Source organism: Ochrobactrum sp. AN78, from assembly GCF_029909885.1.
In the GTDB taxonomy this organism is placed as follows: Bacteria; Pseudomonadota; Alphaproteobacteria; order Rhizobiales; family Rhizobiaceae; genus Brucella; species Brucella quorumnocens.
On sequence record NZ_JASAMU010000006.1, the window covers coordinates 210,159 to 226,842 of the forward strand.

Consider the following 16,684-nt stretch of genomic DNA (forward strand, 5'->3'; position numbering starts at 1 on the left):
TCGCACTTTTGCTGGAAATGCTTTAGAGCGCATCCCGAAAAGTGTGAAACGGTTTTCGGACAAAGATGCGCGTTAAAACAGATAATTAGAGCGCCGATCTGATCCAATCAGATCGAAACGCTCTAAGGGTGCTCTTTCGCCTCAATGGCGCTGTCGCCGACGGCAAAGTACAGGTTTTTCCCGGTAAGCTTGGCAAGTTGCTGCAATCGCCCTTCTGGACGATCGGAAATCAAATCAGCGAGATCCCCCGGCACGACCAGCGCAATGCCGTTATCCTCTTCACGCCAATAAAGGCGAGGAATCACGCCCGGCATGGACGCCGAAAGCAGATAGATAACGCGTAAGAGCGCGCCCAGCAGCCTGGCACGCTCACGCAATCGTGGCGTTGCAAGTTGCAAAATCTCCGGCGCAATCTCGTCCTCGACCAGCCCTTCGTGGCGATAATAATTTGCCAGTGCCATGAAAGAACGGCCCGGGTGATCAATACCACCAAACGAACCATGCGCGATGATGTTCAGTGCCTGCGAGCCGCGATAATCAGGATGTGCACGCCAACTTATGTCGGCAACCAGACAGGCCGCCTGTCGGTAACGACTTTCATCTTCAGTCTCGTCAAATCCGAGAACCGGCAAAGAAAGTGTGGTCCATGTTGCAAGTTCGCGCGCATGACGCGGTGAACGCGAGCGCAGGATTGCCAGTTCTTCCGCCGATGCCAGCAGAGGATCGAGCCTCTGCTCGTTCTTCGGCAGCAGCGAATACAGGTAACCCTCACGCACACCAAGAGCCGAAAATACGATCTTCGATGGTTTCATACGCCGAATAGTTTCAAGCAGAACGGTTGCGCCATAAGCAAGAAGCTGGCGACGGTTTTTCGACACCGCTTCGATGCCGCGCATCGTGTCGAGATTGCCTTTTGCAACACGCTTTAGGAAACTCTGCGCTTCCACCGGGTCCATCTCATATCCGTGCATGACATGAAGCGTATAGTGCTTTGCAGTCATGTGCAGCTTGGCGAGATTTCGCCACGTGCCGCCAACTGCGTAGAACACCTCCCCCTGATGCTGTTCAAGAAGCGTTGCGCGCGCAAGTTCCGTACGGGTGATCTTCGCAGCCTCTGGAAGCTGTTCGTTGGACATGTCCTGCAACCGAAGGCCACCGAGCGGAAGCGTAATGCCCTCGCCTACATCATGATCGTTGACACCAACCAGCTCAAGGCTGCCGCCGCCAAGGTCGCCCGTTACGCCTTGTGGCTTGTAGAATCCGGAAATAATGCCGAGTGCGGAATAATAGGCTTCTTCCTTGCCGGACAAGACTTCAATATGCCGACCGAGAATGGCTTCAGCCTGTGCGATAAAATCGGGACCATTCTTCGCTTCGCGCGCGGCTGCGGTTGCCAGCGCATGAATCGAAATCGCGCCAGCCTGTTCGGCCAGAACACGGAACCGTTTCAAAGCGCGCAATGCTATATCGACAGATTTTTCATTAAGCTTGCCGGTCTTGGCCAATCCCTTGCCAAGACCACAGAGAAGCTTTTCATTAAAAAGCACCGTCGGCGAACGAACGATGCCTTCATAAACCACGACACGAATCGAGTTGGACCCAATGTCGATGACCGCGACGGGCTTGAGGCCTTTCAAACGGCCTTGTGCGACTGCTGGACTCATGAAGTCGTGTTTCTTTCCGCCTGCGCACGTTTACGATGCGCAATCAGGCGGGGGGCAGATGACTTCAGCGACTTTCCGCGACCCGACAAGCTTGGATTTGTCATGAAATATTCCTGCGCGTTGAAAGCTTCTTCTCCAGCTTCTTTTTCTATCCGGCGAGAGGTACCATCCGCAAGTAGCTGATAGCTCTGCTGGTTATCAATTATGTTGGCAAACATGATCTGCGACAGGATTTGCTGATGCACGGTGGCATTGGTGATGGGCACCAAAGTTTCAACACGGCGGTCGAGATTGCGTGGCATCATATCGGCTGAACCGATATAGACGATTGCCTTGCCGGAAGGTAGGTCATGCCCGTTTCCAAAGCAAAATATGCGGCTGTGCTCAAGAAAACGTCCAACAATGGACTTTGCGCGGATGTTATCTGAGAGACCCGGAACACCCGGTCGCAGACAGCAAATGCCACGCACCACCAGATCGATGTGAACGCCTGCCTGACTTGCCTTATAGAGCGCATCAATAATCTGTGGATCGACGAGCGAATTCATCTTCATCCAGATCGCAGCAGGCTGTCCGGCCTTCGCATTGGTGATTTCGTCTTCGATGTGCTTGAGGATTCGCGTGCGAAGCGTCAGCGGTGAAATAGCGATTTTCATCTCTTCAGCCGGTTGCGCATAGCCCGTGATGAAATTGAAAATATGCGCTACATCGCGCGCAATATCGGGATCAGATGTAAAGAACGACAGATCGGTATAGATACGCGCCGTGATCGGATGATAATTGCCGGTACCCAGATGCACATATGTGCGCAGTCTCTGGTCTTCACGACGCACCACGAGCGACATCTTCGCATGTGTTTTCAGCTCAATGAAGCCGAACACAACCTGCACGCCAGCGCGTTCAAGATCACGTGCCCAGCGAATATTGGCTTCTTCATCGAAACGCGCCTTCAGTTCGACAAGCGCCGTAACCGACTTGCCTGCTTCAGCAGCATCAACCAATGCGCGTACAATCGGGCTGTCATTGGAGGTGCGATAAAGCGTCTGCTTGATCGCCAGCACATCCGGGTCTGCAGCGGCCTGACGCAGGAACTGCACTACAACGTCGAACGATTCATATGGATGGTGGACAACGATGTCTTTCTCGCGAATCGCTGCGAAACAATCGCCGCCATGTTCGCGAATACGTTCTGGGAAGCGCGGATTGTAGGATATGAACTTGAGATCATCCCGTGGAATCGACACGATTTCCGAAATCATGTTGAGCGCAAGGAGGCCTTCCAGAACGCTAATCCTGTTTTCCGATACGCCAAGCTCGGTTGCAACGAAGACGCGCAGCGCCTCAGGGATTTCGGAGTCAAACTCAATACGGATGACCTGACCGCGCCGACGACGCTTCAACGCAGTTTCAAAAAGACGGACGAGATCTTCCGCCTCTTCTTCCACTTCGATATCGCTGTCACGAATGATGCGGAATGTTCCTGCGCCACGCACTTCATAGCCCGGGAAAAGGCGGCCAATGAACAGGCTGACTGCATCCTCAATCGTGATGAAACGGTAAGCATTCTGTTGCTCGGTCGGCAGCTGGATGAAACGCCTGAGCGCAACAGGAATACGCAAGAGTGCAGTCATCGGATGGCTGTCGAGGCGGCGCGCGAGTTGCAGCGCAATGGAAAAGCCGAGATTGGGAATGAACGGAAACGGATGAGCCGGGTCGATGGAAAGCGGAGTCAGAACCGGGAAAATCGTCTCAAGGAAATGATTCTCAAGCCAGTCCTTCTCCGTCTTCGACAAAGCCAACGGGCGCACGATTTCGATACTCTCTTTTTCAAGCTCCTCACGCAGCGTGCGCAGACGCTCCTGCTGGCCTTCCTGGAGACGTCCTACCTCCTCCAGAACAAAATCGAGCTGCTCTTGGGGAGTGCGGCCATCAGCACTGCGCATGGCAACACCAGCGCGCACCTGTGCAGCGAGCCCCGCAATGCGGACCATGAAAAACTCATCGAGATTGGCTGCTGAAATGGACAGAAATCTTAGGCGCTCAAGCAGGGGCTGGGTTATATTCGCAGCTTCTTCAAGAACACGGCGATTGAACTGCAGCCAGGAAAACTCGCGATTGACGAAGCGCTCAGGGCTTTGCATCAGCGCCGAGGTCTGGTCATCGTTCAAAGTTTCGTGAGCGTTTTGAACTTTGCCGGTGTTCTTGCCCGCAGAAACATCAGTTGCTGCCTCTGTGGTCACATCGGAGGTCAAATCTGTGGTTTGGGGTGCCATAACGCTGTTTTCGTTCATTTTTCCTGTCCCGGCTTTTACCGGAAAATCCCGGCGCGACCATAAGCCTATGGCTGTCATATGACAGTTTGATAGCAAACCGCTTGAAATGTCTCCAGAATTGATGAAAACGCTTCCAGAAACAAGCCGTTCGCGGTAAACCCTCCCAAAATAGCCACCCTACTAGTGGTCTGATTCCGACATTTTCATCCCTCGGATACAGGCGTCGGACAAATGTTGGAATCAGACCACTAGCAAGCTTATGAATCTAGTGGATTTTTCGAATTTGACGTTTGACACAGCGTGTGTGTCAGTCTGGATTCAAACGTCAAATTCAATCCACTAGAATGTCGCGATCCACAAGCACCGGAGCGTATCATGTCCGATCACATCATCCCACACTTCCAGAATGACGCTGGCCATAATGCCATTGAAATCGGCGTGAAGGAATTCATGTGCGTCGGCGCGAATCCACCCTTCGATCATCCACATGTCTTCCTCGACATGGGTGACGAAAGCGAAGTCGTTTGCCCTTATTGCTCGACGCTCTACCGCTACAACGCGCATCTTCATGCTGACGAAACCGTTCCGGCGGGCTGCGTCTATGAAGCGCCAGCCGACAAAGCTGCCTGAAAATAGATAGCGGCAATTATCGTGTCGCTTAAATTATGAGCAGCTTGGGCAAAGGGCGCATATTGATTGCAGGAGCAGGCGTTGCAGGATTAAGTGCAGCGCTTGAGCTTGCAGCCAGAGGTTGGTCAGTAGAGCTTTTCGAAAAAGCCAATGCACTCTCTGAAGTTGGTGCGGGCCTGCAATTGGCCCCGAACGCCATGCGCCATCTGCAACGCCTTGGCATTGCCGCCAGGCTTTCCACACAAGCTGTTACGCCTGATGCGCTTTTCCTGATTGATAGTCGCAGCGCACGCCCTCTTCTCGCAATGGAGCTTGGCGATAAAGCACTCAAGCGCTGGCATTACCCTTACCTTGTCTGCCACCGCGCAGACCTGCAATCAGCTCTACTTGCTGCTTGCGTGGAAAACCCAGCCATAGACATTAATCTCGGCTCGGAAATCATTCGACACGAAGTCATTGGCCAAGCGATACAGGCTGAGGTTCGTCGCGGAAACGTAACTGAGACCATTGAAGCGCATTATCTGCTCGGATGTGACGGTGTATGGTCTGCAGAACGGGCAAATGCTGCGCAAAGCAAAGCCCGCTTCAGCGGACATATCGCGTGGCGCAGCACGATCGCTACCAGTGATTTGCCCGCATCCTTCACAAATGTACTGCCGCTGAAAAAAGCTGTATCGGCATGGCTTGGTAAACAGGTTCATTTCATCGCCTATCCGGTCAAAGGTGGGACACATTTCAATTTCGTCGCGATAACAGGCGGCGAAAATCCGGGCGAAGGCTGGTCAAAGGTCGGAGACCACGAGCAGCTCAAATTTATTTACAAGAAATGGCACCCAGCAGTTCGCGATGTGATCGCCACAGCGCCAGAATGGACCTATTGGCCATTGTTCGAGATGCCGGATGCGCAATACGTCTGCGATGGACGAACAATCCTGCTTGGTGATGCTTCTCACGCTGTTACGCCTTTCGGGGCGCAAGGTGCGGCCATGGCCATCGAAGACGCGGCAACACTGGCAGAAGCACTAGACGCTGCCGATCAACAAGCGGCACTTCAGCATTTCGACAAAGTGCGTAAGGAACGGATCGCAGCTGTCGCCAAACGTGGGCAGCTGAACCGGTTCGCCTATCACGCGACCGGTGTCTTTGCGCTCGGCCGCAACATGCTTTTTGCCATACGCAGTCCAGATTCTTTCCTGAAAGATCTGGACTGGCTGTATGGTTATGATGCCGTTGCGGTCGTGCAAAATTAACGGGCGTCTCGGGCAGCTTCCAACGTCGCGATATCAATCTTGACCATTGTCATCATGGCATTTGCGACACGCTGTCTGACGTCTGACGCACCGTCCTGCAAAATATCCAGCAGAAATTCCGGCACAATTTGCCAAGCGAAGCCATATTTATCCGTCAGCCAGCTACATTCCATGGCCGAGCCGCCTTCCAGCAACCTATCCCAAAAAGCATCAAGTTCCGCTTGATCCTTGCATTTCAGAATAAGCGACGTGGCCGGATTGAACTTGAACTGTGGTCCGCCATTCAAGGCCGTCATCGCCTGCCCATCGAGCGTGAAATTTGCAGTCACGACGTCGGTTCCTCCGGTTTGATGGCCATGTTCAAACCGAATGAAGCCATCTATTGATGCCGGTCTTCCCAAATCGCGGAAGAGCGACACGTAATAATTGGCTGCCTCTTCGGCCTTATTATCAAACCAGAGGCAGACTGTTAAACCAGACATGGATTTCTCCTCCCATATGTCTCAGCCCCTATGTCTTTGCGTTAGCCCATGGCTTTGGCAGCTGCTTCCATATCCATCCACATCAGTTCCCAGATATGGCCATCGAGATCTTCAAAGCTGCGGCCATACATGAAACCATAATCCTGCTTTGCAGCAGGATCCGCCCGACCGCCAGCCTTCACGGCCTTCTCAACCGTTTCATCCACTTCCGTCTTGCTGTCCGCTGACAAGCAGATCAACACTTCGCTTGTAGCATTCGCATCTGAAATCTTCTTTGGCGTGAACTGGCTGAATTTATCGTGACTGAGGACCATTGCGTGGATGGTGTCGGAAAACACCATGCAGGATCCTGTTTCATCCGAGAACATCGGGTTTTTGGTCGCGCCTATCGCTTCATAAAAACTGGTTGAGCGCGCAACATCTTTGACGGGCAGGTTCACGAAAATCAATTTAGGCATGTTATTCCTCCATTGGTGGGCTTGAAGCGCCCATTTTACATTTTGGTTTTCTATCGCCTGCCCGACCCCCTTGGCGATATAGTCGGGTTTAATGAATCGGCCAGCCCCAACCAACGTAAGTTCACTTGCACATAATGACAGGTAAGTTATAATTAGCAACTATGAAGTTAGAAAAAGTAACTAAACCCGACAATCCTACAGCAAGACGCAGCTATGATGATGCATGTGCTGCGGCTCATGCCCTTGATTTGATTGGTGAACGTTGGGCATTGCTCGTCATTCGTGAATTGATGTTTGGGCCTAAGCGCTTTAGCGATTTGCGCGCCGACCTACCCGGAATAAGTGCCAATGTCCTCACCCAGCGGCTAGAGGGATTGGAAGAAGCTGGCATTCTACGCAAATCGAAGCTCCCGCCTCCCGCCTCAGTAAAAGTCTATGAATTGACCAAGTGGGGCTACGAGGCCGAACCGATTCTACAGACGCTCGGCCGATGGGCGGCCCGTTCACCCAGCCATGACCCAAACTTACCTATCTCAACCACTTCGTTCCTGCTTTCGCTCAGAACCATGATCGATCCCAATCTTTCACAAGGCTTGACAGCTATTGTCGGACTGCGGCTGGATGGAGAAGACTTCATTGCACACTTGCAAGACAGCAAACTGGCGATTACGCGCGGCAAAGCGGAGCAGTACGATATCGCCTTTGAAAGCTCGCCTCGCATGATGGCCGCAACCATTTATGGCGGGCAACCTCTCGCGGCCCTTGAAGCTGCAAATGTGCTCACGCTCAAAGGCGACCGCGCTTTGGCAGAAAAATTTATTATGCTTTTTCCACTTCCAGCCAAGGCATCTCCACACGATTAATTATACGCAACCTTTTGGTTGCTTTTATATTTAAGTCGTGTAAATTAGCAACCATACAGTTGCCAATTTGAAAGGATGTAGATCATGACAACGGCATTAGTAACGGACCGAATAGAAAAAACTGTAGACCTTCGCGCAGGCATTGATCGCGTATGGCGCGCACTCACTGACCATGAGGAATTCGGTGAATGGTTCAAAGTCAAAATTGATGGGCCATTTATCGTCGACACCCCTTCGACCGGTCACTTTACGTTCGACGGATGCGGCGACACCAAATGGACTTCCTTCATCAAGGATATGAAAGCTCCGCATTATTTTGCCTTCACATGGCATCCCTATGCAGTTGAAACAGATGCGGATTACTCTAAAGAACCACAGACTCTGGTAGAGTTTAAGCTCAAGGAAACAGAATCCGGTACAAGGCTTACCGTCATCGAAACAGGCTTCGACGCGCTACCGGCTGATCGCCAGCCAATAGCTCTTCGAATGAATACTGGCGGGTGGGAAGAGCAGATGCGGAATATAAAGGATTACCTCGAAAGCAAATGACCGAAGCCTCGTTCACGCAACCAGGAAATATATCTGCCATTTTTGCAGCGCTGGCCGATCCCACTCGGCTGGCGCTGATCGAGACCTTGAGTGACGGCGAAAGCCGCTCAATCGTCACGCTCTCTCAAAACGGCAGCATTAGCAGGCAGGGCATGACCAAGCATCTTTCGGTGCTTGCACAAGCAGGATTGGTTGAGCGCGATAAAGTAGGCAGAGAAAGCCGCTTCCGGCTTTGCCCTACCCCGCTTGTCGATGCCCGAGCTTATCTCACCACCGTTTCCTCGCAATGGGACGATGCACTGCAGCGTCTGCGCAACTTTGTCGAAGACTAATTCATCGTTGATAGGACAGCAGGGTCGAAGTGCCTTTTACAAAGCCGAGCTTTTCGTAAAAGGAGATGAGTCTTTCGGGACAATAAAGCTCAAAGCTTTTGACCCGCTGCAATTTTTCGTGGTTGAGAATGCGTTCAACGAGTGCTTGTCCAAGCCCTTGACCACGGCACTGTTCAGCTATGATCACATCAAAAATCATGGCTTTGAAAGTGAAATCGCTTAACACCCGCGCAAAGCCGATAATCGCTCCACTTGTATCGCGGCAGAACAGCGTAAGATCGCAATGCGTGAGCATATGGGACACATCTTCAAATGTGCGTGCTGAGGTCCACCATTCTTTACTGTAAAAAGCATGGAACTCGCGATATTGCTTTGGCTCCAGATGTTCAGTCCAACGATATTCTGTCACGACCACCTCTTCTATCGGGATAGACATACCAGTTGCAAAGGCCAGCCAGAATGACAATCCATTTTGAACAGACGTGCCCAATCTTCCGCATTTTCGATATCGAAAAAGCCAAAGATTTCTATGTTGGCTTTCTAGGCTTCACGCTCGATTGGGAACATCGCTTTGCAGAGGGAATGCCGCTTTATATGCAGGTTTCGCGTGGGGATCTCGTGCTACATCTAAGCGAACATCACGGCGACGGCAGCCCTGGCGCGAATATCTTCGTGCGTATGCAGGGCGTCGAGGAATTCCAAAAGGAAGTCAATTCGCGCGGTTATCGCTACATGCGCCCAGGCATTGAAGATGCTCCATGGGGTCACGTTATGGCGGTGATTGATCCTTTCGGCAATCGCATTCAGTTTTGCCAAGGCCCACACGACGAATAATCCGCCACATTCAGTCTATTGGCAGAACACCCGCCGGATATTATCCGGCGGGTGTTCTGGTATTTCAGCCAGTTTATCGCTTAGTGCAGGATCTGGCTCAGGAACAGCTTGGTGCGCTCATGCTGCGGATTGTCGAAGAATTCGGCTGGCGAATTCTGCTCAACGATCTGACCCTGATCCATGAAGATCACGCGATTGGCAACCTGACGCGCAAAGCCCATTTCGTGCGTCACGCAAATCATCGTCATACCTTCCTCGGCAAGGCTCACCATCGTATCGAGCACTTCCTTGACCATTTCCGGATCAAGCGCCGATGTCGGCTCGTCGAACAGCATAACCTTTGGGTTCATACAAAGCGCACGGGCAATTGCCACACGCTGCTGCTGACCACCTGAAAGCTGGCCCGGATACTTGTTGGCCTGTTCCGGGATTTTCACGCGCGCCAAATAATGCATGGCGACTTCTTCCGCCTTCTTCTTTGGCATTTTACGCACCCAGATCGGCGCTAGCGTGCAGTTTTCCAGAATAGTCAGATGCGGGAAGAGATTAAAGTGCTGGAACACCATACCGACTTCACGGCGCACTTCATCGATCTTCTTGAGGTCATTGGTAAGTTCAATACCGTCAACGATGATCTGGCCTTTCTGGTGTTCTTCCAGACGGTTGATGCAACGGATCATCGTTGACTTACCCGAGCCCGATGGGCCCGCAACAACGATACGTTCGCCGCGCATGACCTTCAGGTTGATATCACGCAGAACGTGAAACTCGCCATACCATTTGTGCATATTCTTAAGTTCGATGGCCACTTCGGTCTTCGAGACTTCATGTTTTTTACGGTCGATTTCGACACCGAGTTCGGATTGTGGGAGGGCGCTTTGTGCACTCATTTCCAATATTTCCTTGATTCTTATTGTTTATGACCCGTGTCGAGCCTTCGTTCCATGAATATAGAGTATCGCGACATGGCGAAACAGAAAATCCAGAAAACAAAGCCCGCAAAGATCAATCCTGTTGCAGGTGTCTGTGGAGAAGCCCAGTTTGCATCGGAGAAGTTCTGACGGACGATGCCGAGCAGATCAAACAATCCAATGATGTAGACAAGGCTCGTATCCTTGAAGAGACCAATGAAGGTGTTTACGATGCCTGCAATCGAGATCTTCAATGCCTGCGGCAATACAATGAGGCCGGTCTTCTGCCAGTAACTCAACCCCAGAGCATCTGCTCCTTCATATTGTCCACGTGGGATTGCCTGAAGGCCGCCACGTATCACTTCAGCCATATAGGCAGATGCGAACAGCGCCACACCAATCAAAGCACGCATCAGCTTGTCGAAAGTCACACCCGGTGGCAGGAACAATGGCAGCATCACGCTTGCCATGAACAAGACCGTCACCAGCGGAACGCCGCGCACCATTTCGATAAATATGATGGAAAGCGTTTTGATCACAGGCAACTTTGAACGCCGCCCGAGCGCGAGCACGATACCAAGTGGCAGCGACACGGTGATACCGACGAAGGATAGCACCAGCGTAACGAGAAGGCCGCCCCAAAGCGATGATTCTACATAACGCAAGCCGAACCAGCCGCCGACCAGCAGAAAAAATGCAACAACCGGGAACACCAGGAAAAACAGGATGGCGTTCATCGTCTTGTGCGGGACCTTCGGGATCATCAGCGGAACCAGCAGAACGACAAACAATGCTGCCGTCAAATTGACACGCCAACGCTCTTCAAGCGGATAGCGACCATAGATAAACTGCTGGTATTTTGCGTTCACAAAGGCCCAGCAGGCACCAGACCAGCCTTCCGGCTGCACACCGCCCTGAGCTACGGTCAAACATGCTGTGCGATCAGTACCCGTCCATGCCGCATTGATGAATAGCCATTGGATCATTGACGGCAGAAACCATGCAACAATCGCGAGGCCGAAGAGCGTCAGAGCAGCATCAGCTGGCGTTGCAAAAAGATTGACACGCAGCCAGTGGGAAAAGCCCTGAACCGAGCGAGGTGGCGTCTCACCCTCGACCATTTGCGTGCGAACATATTGGAGATTTGCGTTTTCCATTGTCATCTCTCCACCAGCGCCATTTTGGCATTGAACCAGTTCATGATGCCGGAGGTAACCAGACTAATGCCGAGATAGATAACCATCCATATTGCCACGACTTCCACAGCCTGACCGGTCTGGTTGAGGATCGTGCCGCCAACGGCCACAAGATCCGGATAACCGATTGCAATAGCGAGCGAGGAGTTCTTGATAAGATTGAGATACTGGCTCGACAGTGGTGGGATAATGATGCGCAATGCCTGCGGCACGATGATGAGACGCATCGTCTGCCCGGACCTCAGACCGACCGCATAGGCGGCTTCCGTCTGCCCCTTGTTCACGCCGAGAACGCCTGCGCGAACAGTTTCCGCAATGAACGATGCCGTATAGAACGACAAGGCCAGCAGGAGAGCGAGAAACTCCGGCTTAATCTGTGCGCCGCCAGTAAGATTGAATGTCCCTAGCTTCGGCAAATCGAAAGTAATCGGGAAACCTGTGGCGATCAGAGCGAGGATCGGCAAACCGATAATAAGTGCTGCACACACACGAACTGTATGAAACGGTTGACCCGTTGCCATCTGACGGCGCTTCGCCCAGCGAGCGACGAAAAACGAAGCCACGACGCCAAGCAGCAGTGCTACCGGCAATAACCAAGCGCCCTCGCCCCATACGGGCGCGGGCATGAAGAAGCCGCGATTGTTCAGGTAAGTTCCAAGCGGCAATGAAAGGCTTTCACGCGCTTGGGGCAGAACCGAGAGAACGCCGAAATACCAGAAGAAAATAACCAGCAGTGGCGGAATATTGCGGAACACTTCCACGTAGACCATGCAGATCTTGCGGATCAGCCAGTTACGTGAAAGCCGCCCAATACCGACCAGAAACCCGATCACCGACGCCAGAACCACACCGAGCGCCGCGACGTAAAGCGTGTTGATCAGACCGACAAGAACCGCCCGACCATAGGTTGAATCGCTTGAATAAGAGATCAGAGTCTGACTGACATCGAAGCCAGCGCGTCCGTTCAGAAAGCCGAAGCCGGAAGCGATGTTGGCACGTTGAAGATTGGTGATCGTGTTACCCACGATCCAATAAATCGAAGCCACAACGGCGACGAACACCAGAACCTGATAGAAGATGCCGCGAACGCGCGGATCATACAGGAGAGACGTTCCACCGCCGCTGCGGCGTTGTTCGGTTACAGAATAGGAAGCCATATGTTTCCTGTTTTCTTTCGGCCTTCGCATCAGCTTTGAAAAAATAGCTGTAGCTCCCGACCCCCACCGGGATAATCAGTTCAAAGCAGATACGTTTAAATGCCGAGTCGTGCAGCCTTGCACAGTGAGCGCGAGGCGCGGATTAAATTGCTTGGTACGATGTGCCAGATTCTGATCTGCGAACTGATGGCTCAAAGGATACCTGAATTCGTTTCTCTCAGCACTATCCTAGAGCCGACAAATCCGGCGGGCGCATAGCTGCCCCCGCCTGATATCATCCAACAACAGCAATCCTTAGCGGATAGGCATACCGTATTGCACGCCACCCTTGGTCCACTGTGCGTTCAGACCGCGAGCAATCTTGAGCGGGCTACCGGCACCGAGATTGCGCTCGAACAATTCACCGTAATTGCCAACACCCTTGATGATGTTCACGACCCAATCATTGGTGAGACCGAGATCCGTTCCGATCTTTGTGTCAGCTTCAGAGCCAAGCAAGCGCTTGATTTCCGGATTGTCGGAGTTTTTCATCTCTTCGACATTTGCCTTGGTGATGCCGAACTCTTCAGCATTGAGCAACGCATAGTGGGTCCAGCGGATAACGTCGGCCCACTTTGAATCCCCCTGACGAACAGCCGGTCCAAGCGGCTCCTTGGAAATGATTTCTGGCAAAACGACATGATCGTCTGGATTGGCCAGTGTCAGGCGGGTCGAATAAAGGCCGGACTGGTCAGTTGTGTAAGCATCGCAACGACCAGAATCGTATGCTGCGTTGGCTTCTTCGAGCTTCTCAAAGACGACCGGATTGTAATCCATCTTATTGGCGCGGAAATAGTCGGCCATGTTCAATTCAGTGGTCGTACCAGCCTGAACGCAGATGGATGCACCGGAAAGCTGAAGCGCGGAATTGATGCCTGAAAGTTTCTTGGAATTGATCATGAAGCCCTGGCCGTCATAATAATTGACGCCCGGGAAATCGAGACCAAGCGATGTGTCGCGGCTGATGGTCCAAGTGGTGTTACGGATCAGAACGTCCACTTCACCGGACTGCAGCGCGGTAAATCGCTCTTTCGCGTTCAGTGGTGTAAACTTAACTTTGGTTGGATCGCCAAAAATGGCTGCGGCAACCGCACGGCAATAATCAACGTCAAAGCCCGACCATTCGCCCTTGTCATCTGGCGATGCGAAACCGAGCAAACCTGTATTGACGCCACACTGCAGGAACCCTTTCGCCTTCACATCAGAAAGCGTATCTGCCGATGCTCCCGAAGCCGCGCCAAACAACGCCGCTGCACCCAATACCCCTGTCAAAACAGTTTTTTTCATCTGGCCTGCAACCTTTTATGTTCCCTGGAGATCGATAAGCCGAACAGCCAATCGTCTCTGTTGCTTTATTTTTAGCATTAAGCTGAAGAGCCAGTCGTAAGACCTCCCCCAACCCCTGCATCACACAAGCTATCTCTCGCCCGGAGCCGTTATCGACCCTCATTGGTTTTTATGGGCGTAGGACACCTGTCGCCTTCACCGCTCTATCGAAGGCGATATTTTGGTTTTGGTCAAGCTCTTAACGTCCAGAGAAAAGCCTGTTTGCTCAAAAAAATGTCGCGATGCATGCAGAAATTTACATGATTTCCCTATTTCCGAGTAAATTTGTTCGGATTGCAGATTAGCAATTACTTAAAATGAAAAGAATAAAAATAACTAATTAAATACAAATACTTAATAGCGTTACGAGGTGAAACTCACTGTGAGAAACACCTCGTTCTTGTCAAGCTTATATACGTGGCATGATCTGATCTTCATCAAGAGAAAAAATAATATTTCGCGTCGCCATAAAGCGAGCAGCCCACCACGTCGCGATAAAGCCAATTACCAGCCCAGCCACGACATCAGTCGGGTAATGAGCACCGGCGGCAAGCCTGCTGATTACAAAAAGTATGCAGACCGGCACGGTCAGAAATCGCCAGCGCGGCAAGAAAATCCATAGTGATACCAGCATGATACCGGCCATCATGGAATGTCCTGACGGGAAGCTTTCGTAGGAGTGTTCACCGCGAAACGGTGAGAAATACGCAGACCCCAGTTCATCAAGCAAAAGCGGGCGTGCACGCCCTATAACAAGCTTCCCAATCTCAGTTGGAAAACTGCCCACTACAATCGAAGCAAGCACAAGCGTTGCCCAGCTGTGAAAGCGAACGAGTATCTGCTGCGCGTTAAGACGTATGGAAGGTGAAAGCAGGAGTGCTGTAACCATCCAAACGATCATACCTATGCCCAGCCAGACAATCGTACGAATCAGGTCGGTAGTCGTCCGAAGCACTTCCATGAGGATGAAATCGCTGTTCATTGCAGCCCGGACAATCTGCGCGTCCCAAATATGCAAAACCAGCAACACGAAAGGCAGAAGCACAACGAGTGCCGTCATCTCCATTGTCCAACTCGACGGCGCACCCGGATAAGCTGGCCTCAAAAGCGCTCTTATCAGCTCCGATGCTGCGCGAACCGGATAAAAGATAATGCTTGAGGCTTTACGCTTATTCAGATCGGGCATATCGAGATTACTCTTTCTCTGGTTTACATTATCACTGTTACAAAGCTCGATGTTGCATCCGCCCCATGCGCGCTTTATCCAATAAATTGGAAGTATCCACCGGAAGCGGACACAAACACATTCCGTTGCAAAATTGTTTCCGATGGACGCAAGTTTACAAAACTCTCCAAATGAGAGTCGGTAGATCAGCATGCAACACGGCCTGGAGGCAATTTCGTGACTAACAAGCAGGACAAGACAGAAAAGCTGGGCATAAACACGCGCTTGACCCGTGATGGGTACGAGCCTCGCGACTATCACGGGTTCGTTAATCCACCCGTCGTGCGCGCTTCCACGGTCCTGTTTCCTGATGCGCAAACCATGGCGACAGGCAATCAAAAATACACTTATGGCACCCGGGGAACGCCAACTAGTGAAGCATTGTGCAAGGCAATCGACGCGCTGGAAGGGTCTGCTGGGACTGTCTGCGTCCCGTCAGGACTGGCCGCTGTCACAATTCCCTTGCTGGCCTTCCTGTCGCCCGGCGACCACGTTCTGTTTGTCGACTCGATCTACAATCCGACCCGTCACTTCGCTGATACGATCTTGAAGCGTATGGGCATTGACGTTGAATATTACGATCCGGAGATCGGCTCAGGCATTGCCAAGCTTTTGCGCCCCAACACCAAAGTGGTGTTCACGGAATCGCCTGCCTCCAACACGTTCGAAATACAGGACATTCCGGCTATCGTTGACGCGGCTCACAAGGCTGGCGCTATTGTCATGATGGACAATACATGGGCAACACCGCTCTATTTCAAACCGCTGGATTTTGGCGTCGATATCAGTATCCACGCATCCACAAAGTATCCGTCGGGCCATGCCGACATTTTGTTCGGAACTATTTCGGCCAACGAAAAATGCTGGCCGCAGTTGCTAGAAACCCATGGTACGCTTGGTCTGTGTGCGGCGCCTGATGACGCCTATCAGATTCTGCGCGGCTTGCGCACGATGGGCGTTCGTCTCGAACATCATCGCAAAAGCGCGCTAGAGGTTGCGCATTGGCTGGAAAGCCACCCAGCTGTCGATCGTGTGCTGCACCCAGCGCTTGAAAGCCATCCCGGCCATGAACTTTGGAAGCGCGATTTCAAAGGGTCGTCGGGTGTGTTTGCCTTCGTGCTCAAGAGCGGTGGACGCCAAGAGGCCCACGCATTCCTGAATGCGCTCGATATTTTTGGGCTCGGCTATTCGTGGGGCGGATATGAAAGCCTTGCAAATGAAGTCGGTCTGAAAGATCGCACAGTCGCCAAGGGCGATTACCCAGGTCCAGTCGTTCGCCTGCAAATAGGCCTAGAAGATGTTCCTGACCTGATCGCAGATCTTGAAAAAGGCTTTGCCGCAATCTGAATAACAAAAGCGCGCCTTATTTGGCGCGCTACAAACGCCGCTGTTACAACGTCGATCTGAGTGCCTCAGATCGACGTTTTGCGTTATGAAGCACGATATCGAACGGGTTCACTTTAAATGCAATATAAGTTATATATAAATATCAAAT

The 16,684-nt window shown here is 52.0% G+C and carries 17 protein-coding genes; 7 read left to right on the top strand and 10 right to left on the bottom strand.

The window, feature by feature from the left end; translation table 11 throughout:
- Positions 1 to 122 precede the first annotated feature (122 nt).
- Together ppx and QBD00_RS13530 are read right to left on the bottom strand one after the other, a co-directional pair.
- Positions 123 to 1,664, bottom strand: coding sequence for an exopolyphosphatase (ppx, locus tag QBD00_RS13525; RefSeq protein WP_095446379.1), 1,542 nt, complete (start codon positions 1,662 to 1,664; stop codon positions 123 to 125).
- Complete coding sequence (locus tag QBD00_RS13530) at positions 1,661 to 4,015, bottom strand: RNA degradosome polyphosphate kinase (protein ID WP_412535025.1); 2,355 nt, start codon at positions 4,013 to 4,015, stop codon at positions 1,661 to 1,663. The genes ppx and QBD00_RS13530 overlap by 4 nt, the downstream gene beginning before the upstream one ends.
- Before the next feature lie 297 nt (positions 4,016 to 4,312).
- On the opposite strand from QBD00_RS13530, the gene QBD00_RS13535 reads away from it, so the two are divergent.
- Both QBD00_RS13535 and QBD00_RS13540 read left to right on the top strand, forming a co-directional pair.
- Complete coding sequence (locus tag QBD00_RS13535; RefSeq protein ID WP_318579755.1) at positions 4,313 to 4,567, top strand: zinc-finger domain-containing protein; 255 nt, start codon at positions 4,313 to 4,315, stop codon at positions 4,565 to 4,567.
- Between the two features lie 44 nt (positions 4,568 to 4,611).
- On the top strand, positions 4,612 to 5,817 hold the full coding sequence (locus tag QBD00_RS13540) for an FAD-binding protein (RefSeq protein ID WP_318579806.1): 1,206 nt from the start codon (positions 4,612 to 4,614) through the stop codon (positions 5,815 to 5,817).
- Here QBD00_RS13540 and QBD00_RS13545 read toward each other — a convergent pair.
- A complete protein-coding gene (locus QBD00_RS13545) occupies positions 5,814 to 6,299 on the bottom strand; it encodes a VOC family protein (protein WP_095446377.1) in 486 nt (161 codons plus the stop codon). The two genes, QBD00_RS13540 and QBD00_RS13545, sit on opposite strands and share 4 nt — an antisense overlap.
- A gap of 41 nt (positions 6,300 to 6,340) precedes the next feature.
- A complete protein-coding gene (locus QBD00_RS13550) occupies positions 6,341 to 6,757 on the bottom strand; it encodes a VOC family protein (RefSeq protein WP_095446376.1) in 417 nt (138 codons plus the stop codon).
- 161 nt (positions 6,758 to 6,918) lie between these two features.
- On the opposite strand from QBD00_RS13550, the gene QBD00_RS13555 reads away from it, so the two are divergent.
- The 3 genes from QBD00_RS13555 to QBD00_RS13565 all read left to right on the top strand — a co-directional run bounded on the left by QBD00_RS13555 (position 6,919) and on the right by QBD00_RS13565 (position 8,501).
- Complete coding sequence (locus tag QBD00_RS13555) at positions 6,919 to 7,620, top strand: helix-turn-helix domain-containing protein (protein WP_318579756.1); 702 nt, start codon at positions 6,919 to 6,921, stop codon at positions 7,618 to 7,620.
- An 84-nt stretch (positions 7,621 to 7,704) separates the two neighbouring features.
- Positions 7,705 to 8,169, top strand: a complete 465-nt coding sequence (locus QBD00_RS13560; protein WP_095446374.1) for an SRPBCC family protein — start codon at positions 7,705 to 7,707, stop codon at positions 8,167 to 8,169.
- Positions 8,166 to 8,501: a metalloregulator ArsR/SmtB family transcription factor gene (locus tag QBD00_RS13565; protein WP_318579757.1), complete on the top strand. Its 336-nt coding sequence runs from the start codon at positions 8,166 to 8,168 to the stop codon at positions 8,499 to 8,501. The genes QBD00_RS13560 and QBD00_RS13565 overlap by 4 nt, the downstream gene beginning before the upstream one ends.
- Before the next feature lies 1 nt (position 8,502).
- On the opposite strand, the gene QBD00_RS13570 is transcribed toward QBD00_RS13565, so the two are convergent.
- Positions 8,503 to 8,967 (bottom strand): GNAT family N-acetyltransferase, encoded by a 465-nt coding sequence (locus QBD00_RS13570; RefSeq protein WP_318579758.1) that lies wholly within the window; start codon positions 8,965 to 8,967, stop codon positions 8,503 to 8,505.
- Here QBD00_RS13570 and QBD00_RS13575 point away from each other — a divergent pair.
- Positions 8,961 to 9,335, top strand: a complete 375-nt coding sequence (locus QBD00_RS13575; RefSeq protein ID WP_264233707.1) for a VOC family protein — start codon at positions 8,961 to 8,963, stop codon at positions 9,333 to 9,335. The genes QBD00_RS13570 and QBD00_RS13575 overlap by 7 nt on opposite strands.
- Before the next feature lie 80 nt (positions 9,336 to 9,415).
- On the opposite strand, the gene QBD00_RS13580 is transcribed toward QBD00_RS13575, so the two are convergent.
- From QBD00_RS13580 to lpxE, 5 genes are all read right to left on the bottom strand, one after another.
- A complete protein-coding gene (locus tag QBD00_RS13580) occupies positions 9,416 to 10,225 on the bottom strand; it encodes an amino acid ABC transporter ATP-binding protein (protein ID WP_208636303.1) in 810 nt (269 codons plus the stop codon).
- Between the two features lie 20 nt (positions 10,226 to 10,245).
- Complete coding sequence (locus QBD00_RS13585; protein WP_095446371.1) at positions 10,246 to 11,403, bottom strand: amino acid ABC transporter permease; 1,158 nt, start codon at positions 11,401 to 11,403, stop codon at positions 10,246 to 10,248.
- 2 nt (positions 11,404 to 11,405) lie between these two features.
- A complete protein-coding gene (locus tag QBD00_RS13590; protein WP_151091466.1) occupies positions 11,406 to 12,599 on the bottom strand; it encodes an amino acid ABC transporter permease in 1,194 nt (397 codons plus the stop codon).
- Positions 12,600 to 12,893: 294 nt separating this feature from the next.
- The gene (locus tag QBD00_RS13595; protein ID WP_024897392.1) at positions 12,894 to 13,925 is read right to left on the bottom strand and encodes an amino acid ABC transporter substrate-binding protein; all 1,032 of its coding nucleotides are present in this window, start codon (positions 13,923 to 13,925) and stop codon (positions 12,894 to 12,896) included.
- A gap of 448 nt (positions 13,926 to 14,373) precedes the next feature.
- On the bottom strand, positions 14,374 to 15,150 hold the full coding sequence (gene lpxE / locus QBD00_RS13600; protein WP_151091465.1) for a lipid A 1-phosphatase LpxE: 777 nt from the start codon (positions 15,148 to 15,150) through the stop codon (positions 14,374 to 14,376).
- A 216-nt stretch (positions 15,151 to 15,366) separates the two neighbouring features.
- Between lpxE and QBD00_RS13605 the strand changes: the two genes are divergently transcribed.
- The gene (locus QBD00_RS13605) at positions 15,367 to 16,536 is read left to right on the top strand and encodes a cystathionine beta-lyase (RefSeq protein WP_318579759.1); all 1,170 of its coding nucleotides are present in this window, start codon (positions 15,367 to 15,369) and stop codon (positions 16,534 to 16,536) included.
- Positions 16,537 to 16,684: the final 148 nt, after the last annotated feature.

Excerpts from the sequence above, each read along its gene's own strand:
- ppx (WP_095446379.1), bottom strand. The coding sequence starts at position 1,664 with ATGAGTCCAGCAGTCGCACAAGGCCGTTTGAAAGGCCTCAAGCCCGTC.
- QBD00_RS13580 (WP_208636303.1), bottom strand. The coding sequence starts at position 10,225 with ATGAGTGCACAAAGCGCCCTCCCACAATCCGAACTCGGTGTCGAAATC.
- lpxE (WP_151091465.1), bottom strand. The coding sequence starts at position 15,150 with ATGCCCGATCTGAATAAGCGTAAAGCCTCAAGCATTATCTTTTATCCG.
- QBD00_RS13565 (WP_318579757.1), top strand. The coding sequence starts at position 8,166 with ATGACCGAAGCCTCGTTCACGCAACCAGGAAATATATCTGCCATTTTT.
- QBD00_RS13555 (WP_318579756.1), top strand. The coding sequence starts at position 6,919 with ATGAAGTTAGAAAAAGTAACTAAACCCGACAATCCTACAGCAAGACGC.
- QBD00_RS13575 (WP_264233707.1), top strand. The coding sequence starts at position 8,961 with ATGACAATCCATTTTGAACAGACGTGCCCAATCTTCCGCATTTTCGAT.
- QBD00_RS13550 (WP_095446376.1), bottom strand. The coding sequence starts at position 6,757 with ATGCCTAAATTGATTTTCGTGAACCTGCCCGTCAAAGATGTTGCGCGC.
- QBD00_RS13530 (WP_412535025.1), bottom strand. The coding sequence starts at position 4,015 with ATGACAGCCATAGGCTTATGGTCGCGCCGGGATTTTCCGGTAAAAGCC.
- QBD00_RS13590 (WP_151091466.1), bottom strand. The coding sequence starts at position 12,599 with ATGGCTTCCTATTCTGTAACCGAACAACGCCGCAGCGGCGGTGGAACG.
- QBD00_RS13560 (WP_095446374.1), top strand. The coding sequence starts at position 7,705 with ATGACAACGGCATTAGTAACGGACCGAATAGAAAAAACTGTAGACCTT.
- QBD00_RS13535 (WP_318579755.1), top strand. The coding sequence starts at position 4,313 with ATGTCCGATCACATCATCCCACACTTCCAGAATGACGCTGGCCATAAT.
- QBD00_RS13595 (WP_024897392.1), bottom strand. The coding sequence starts at position 13,925 with ATGAAAAAAACTGTTTTGACAGGGGTATTGGGTGCAGCGGCGTTGTTT.
- QBD00_RS13585 (WP_095446371.1), bottom strand. The coding sequence starts at position 11,403 with ATGGAAAACGCAAATCTCCAATATGTTCGCACGCAAATGGTCGAGGGT.
- QBD00_RS13545 (WP_095446377.1), bottom strand. The coding sequence starts at position 6,299 with ATGTCTGGTTTAACAGTCTGCCTCTGGTTTGATAATAAGGCCGAAGAG.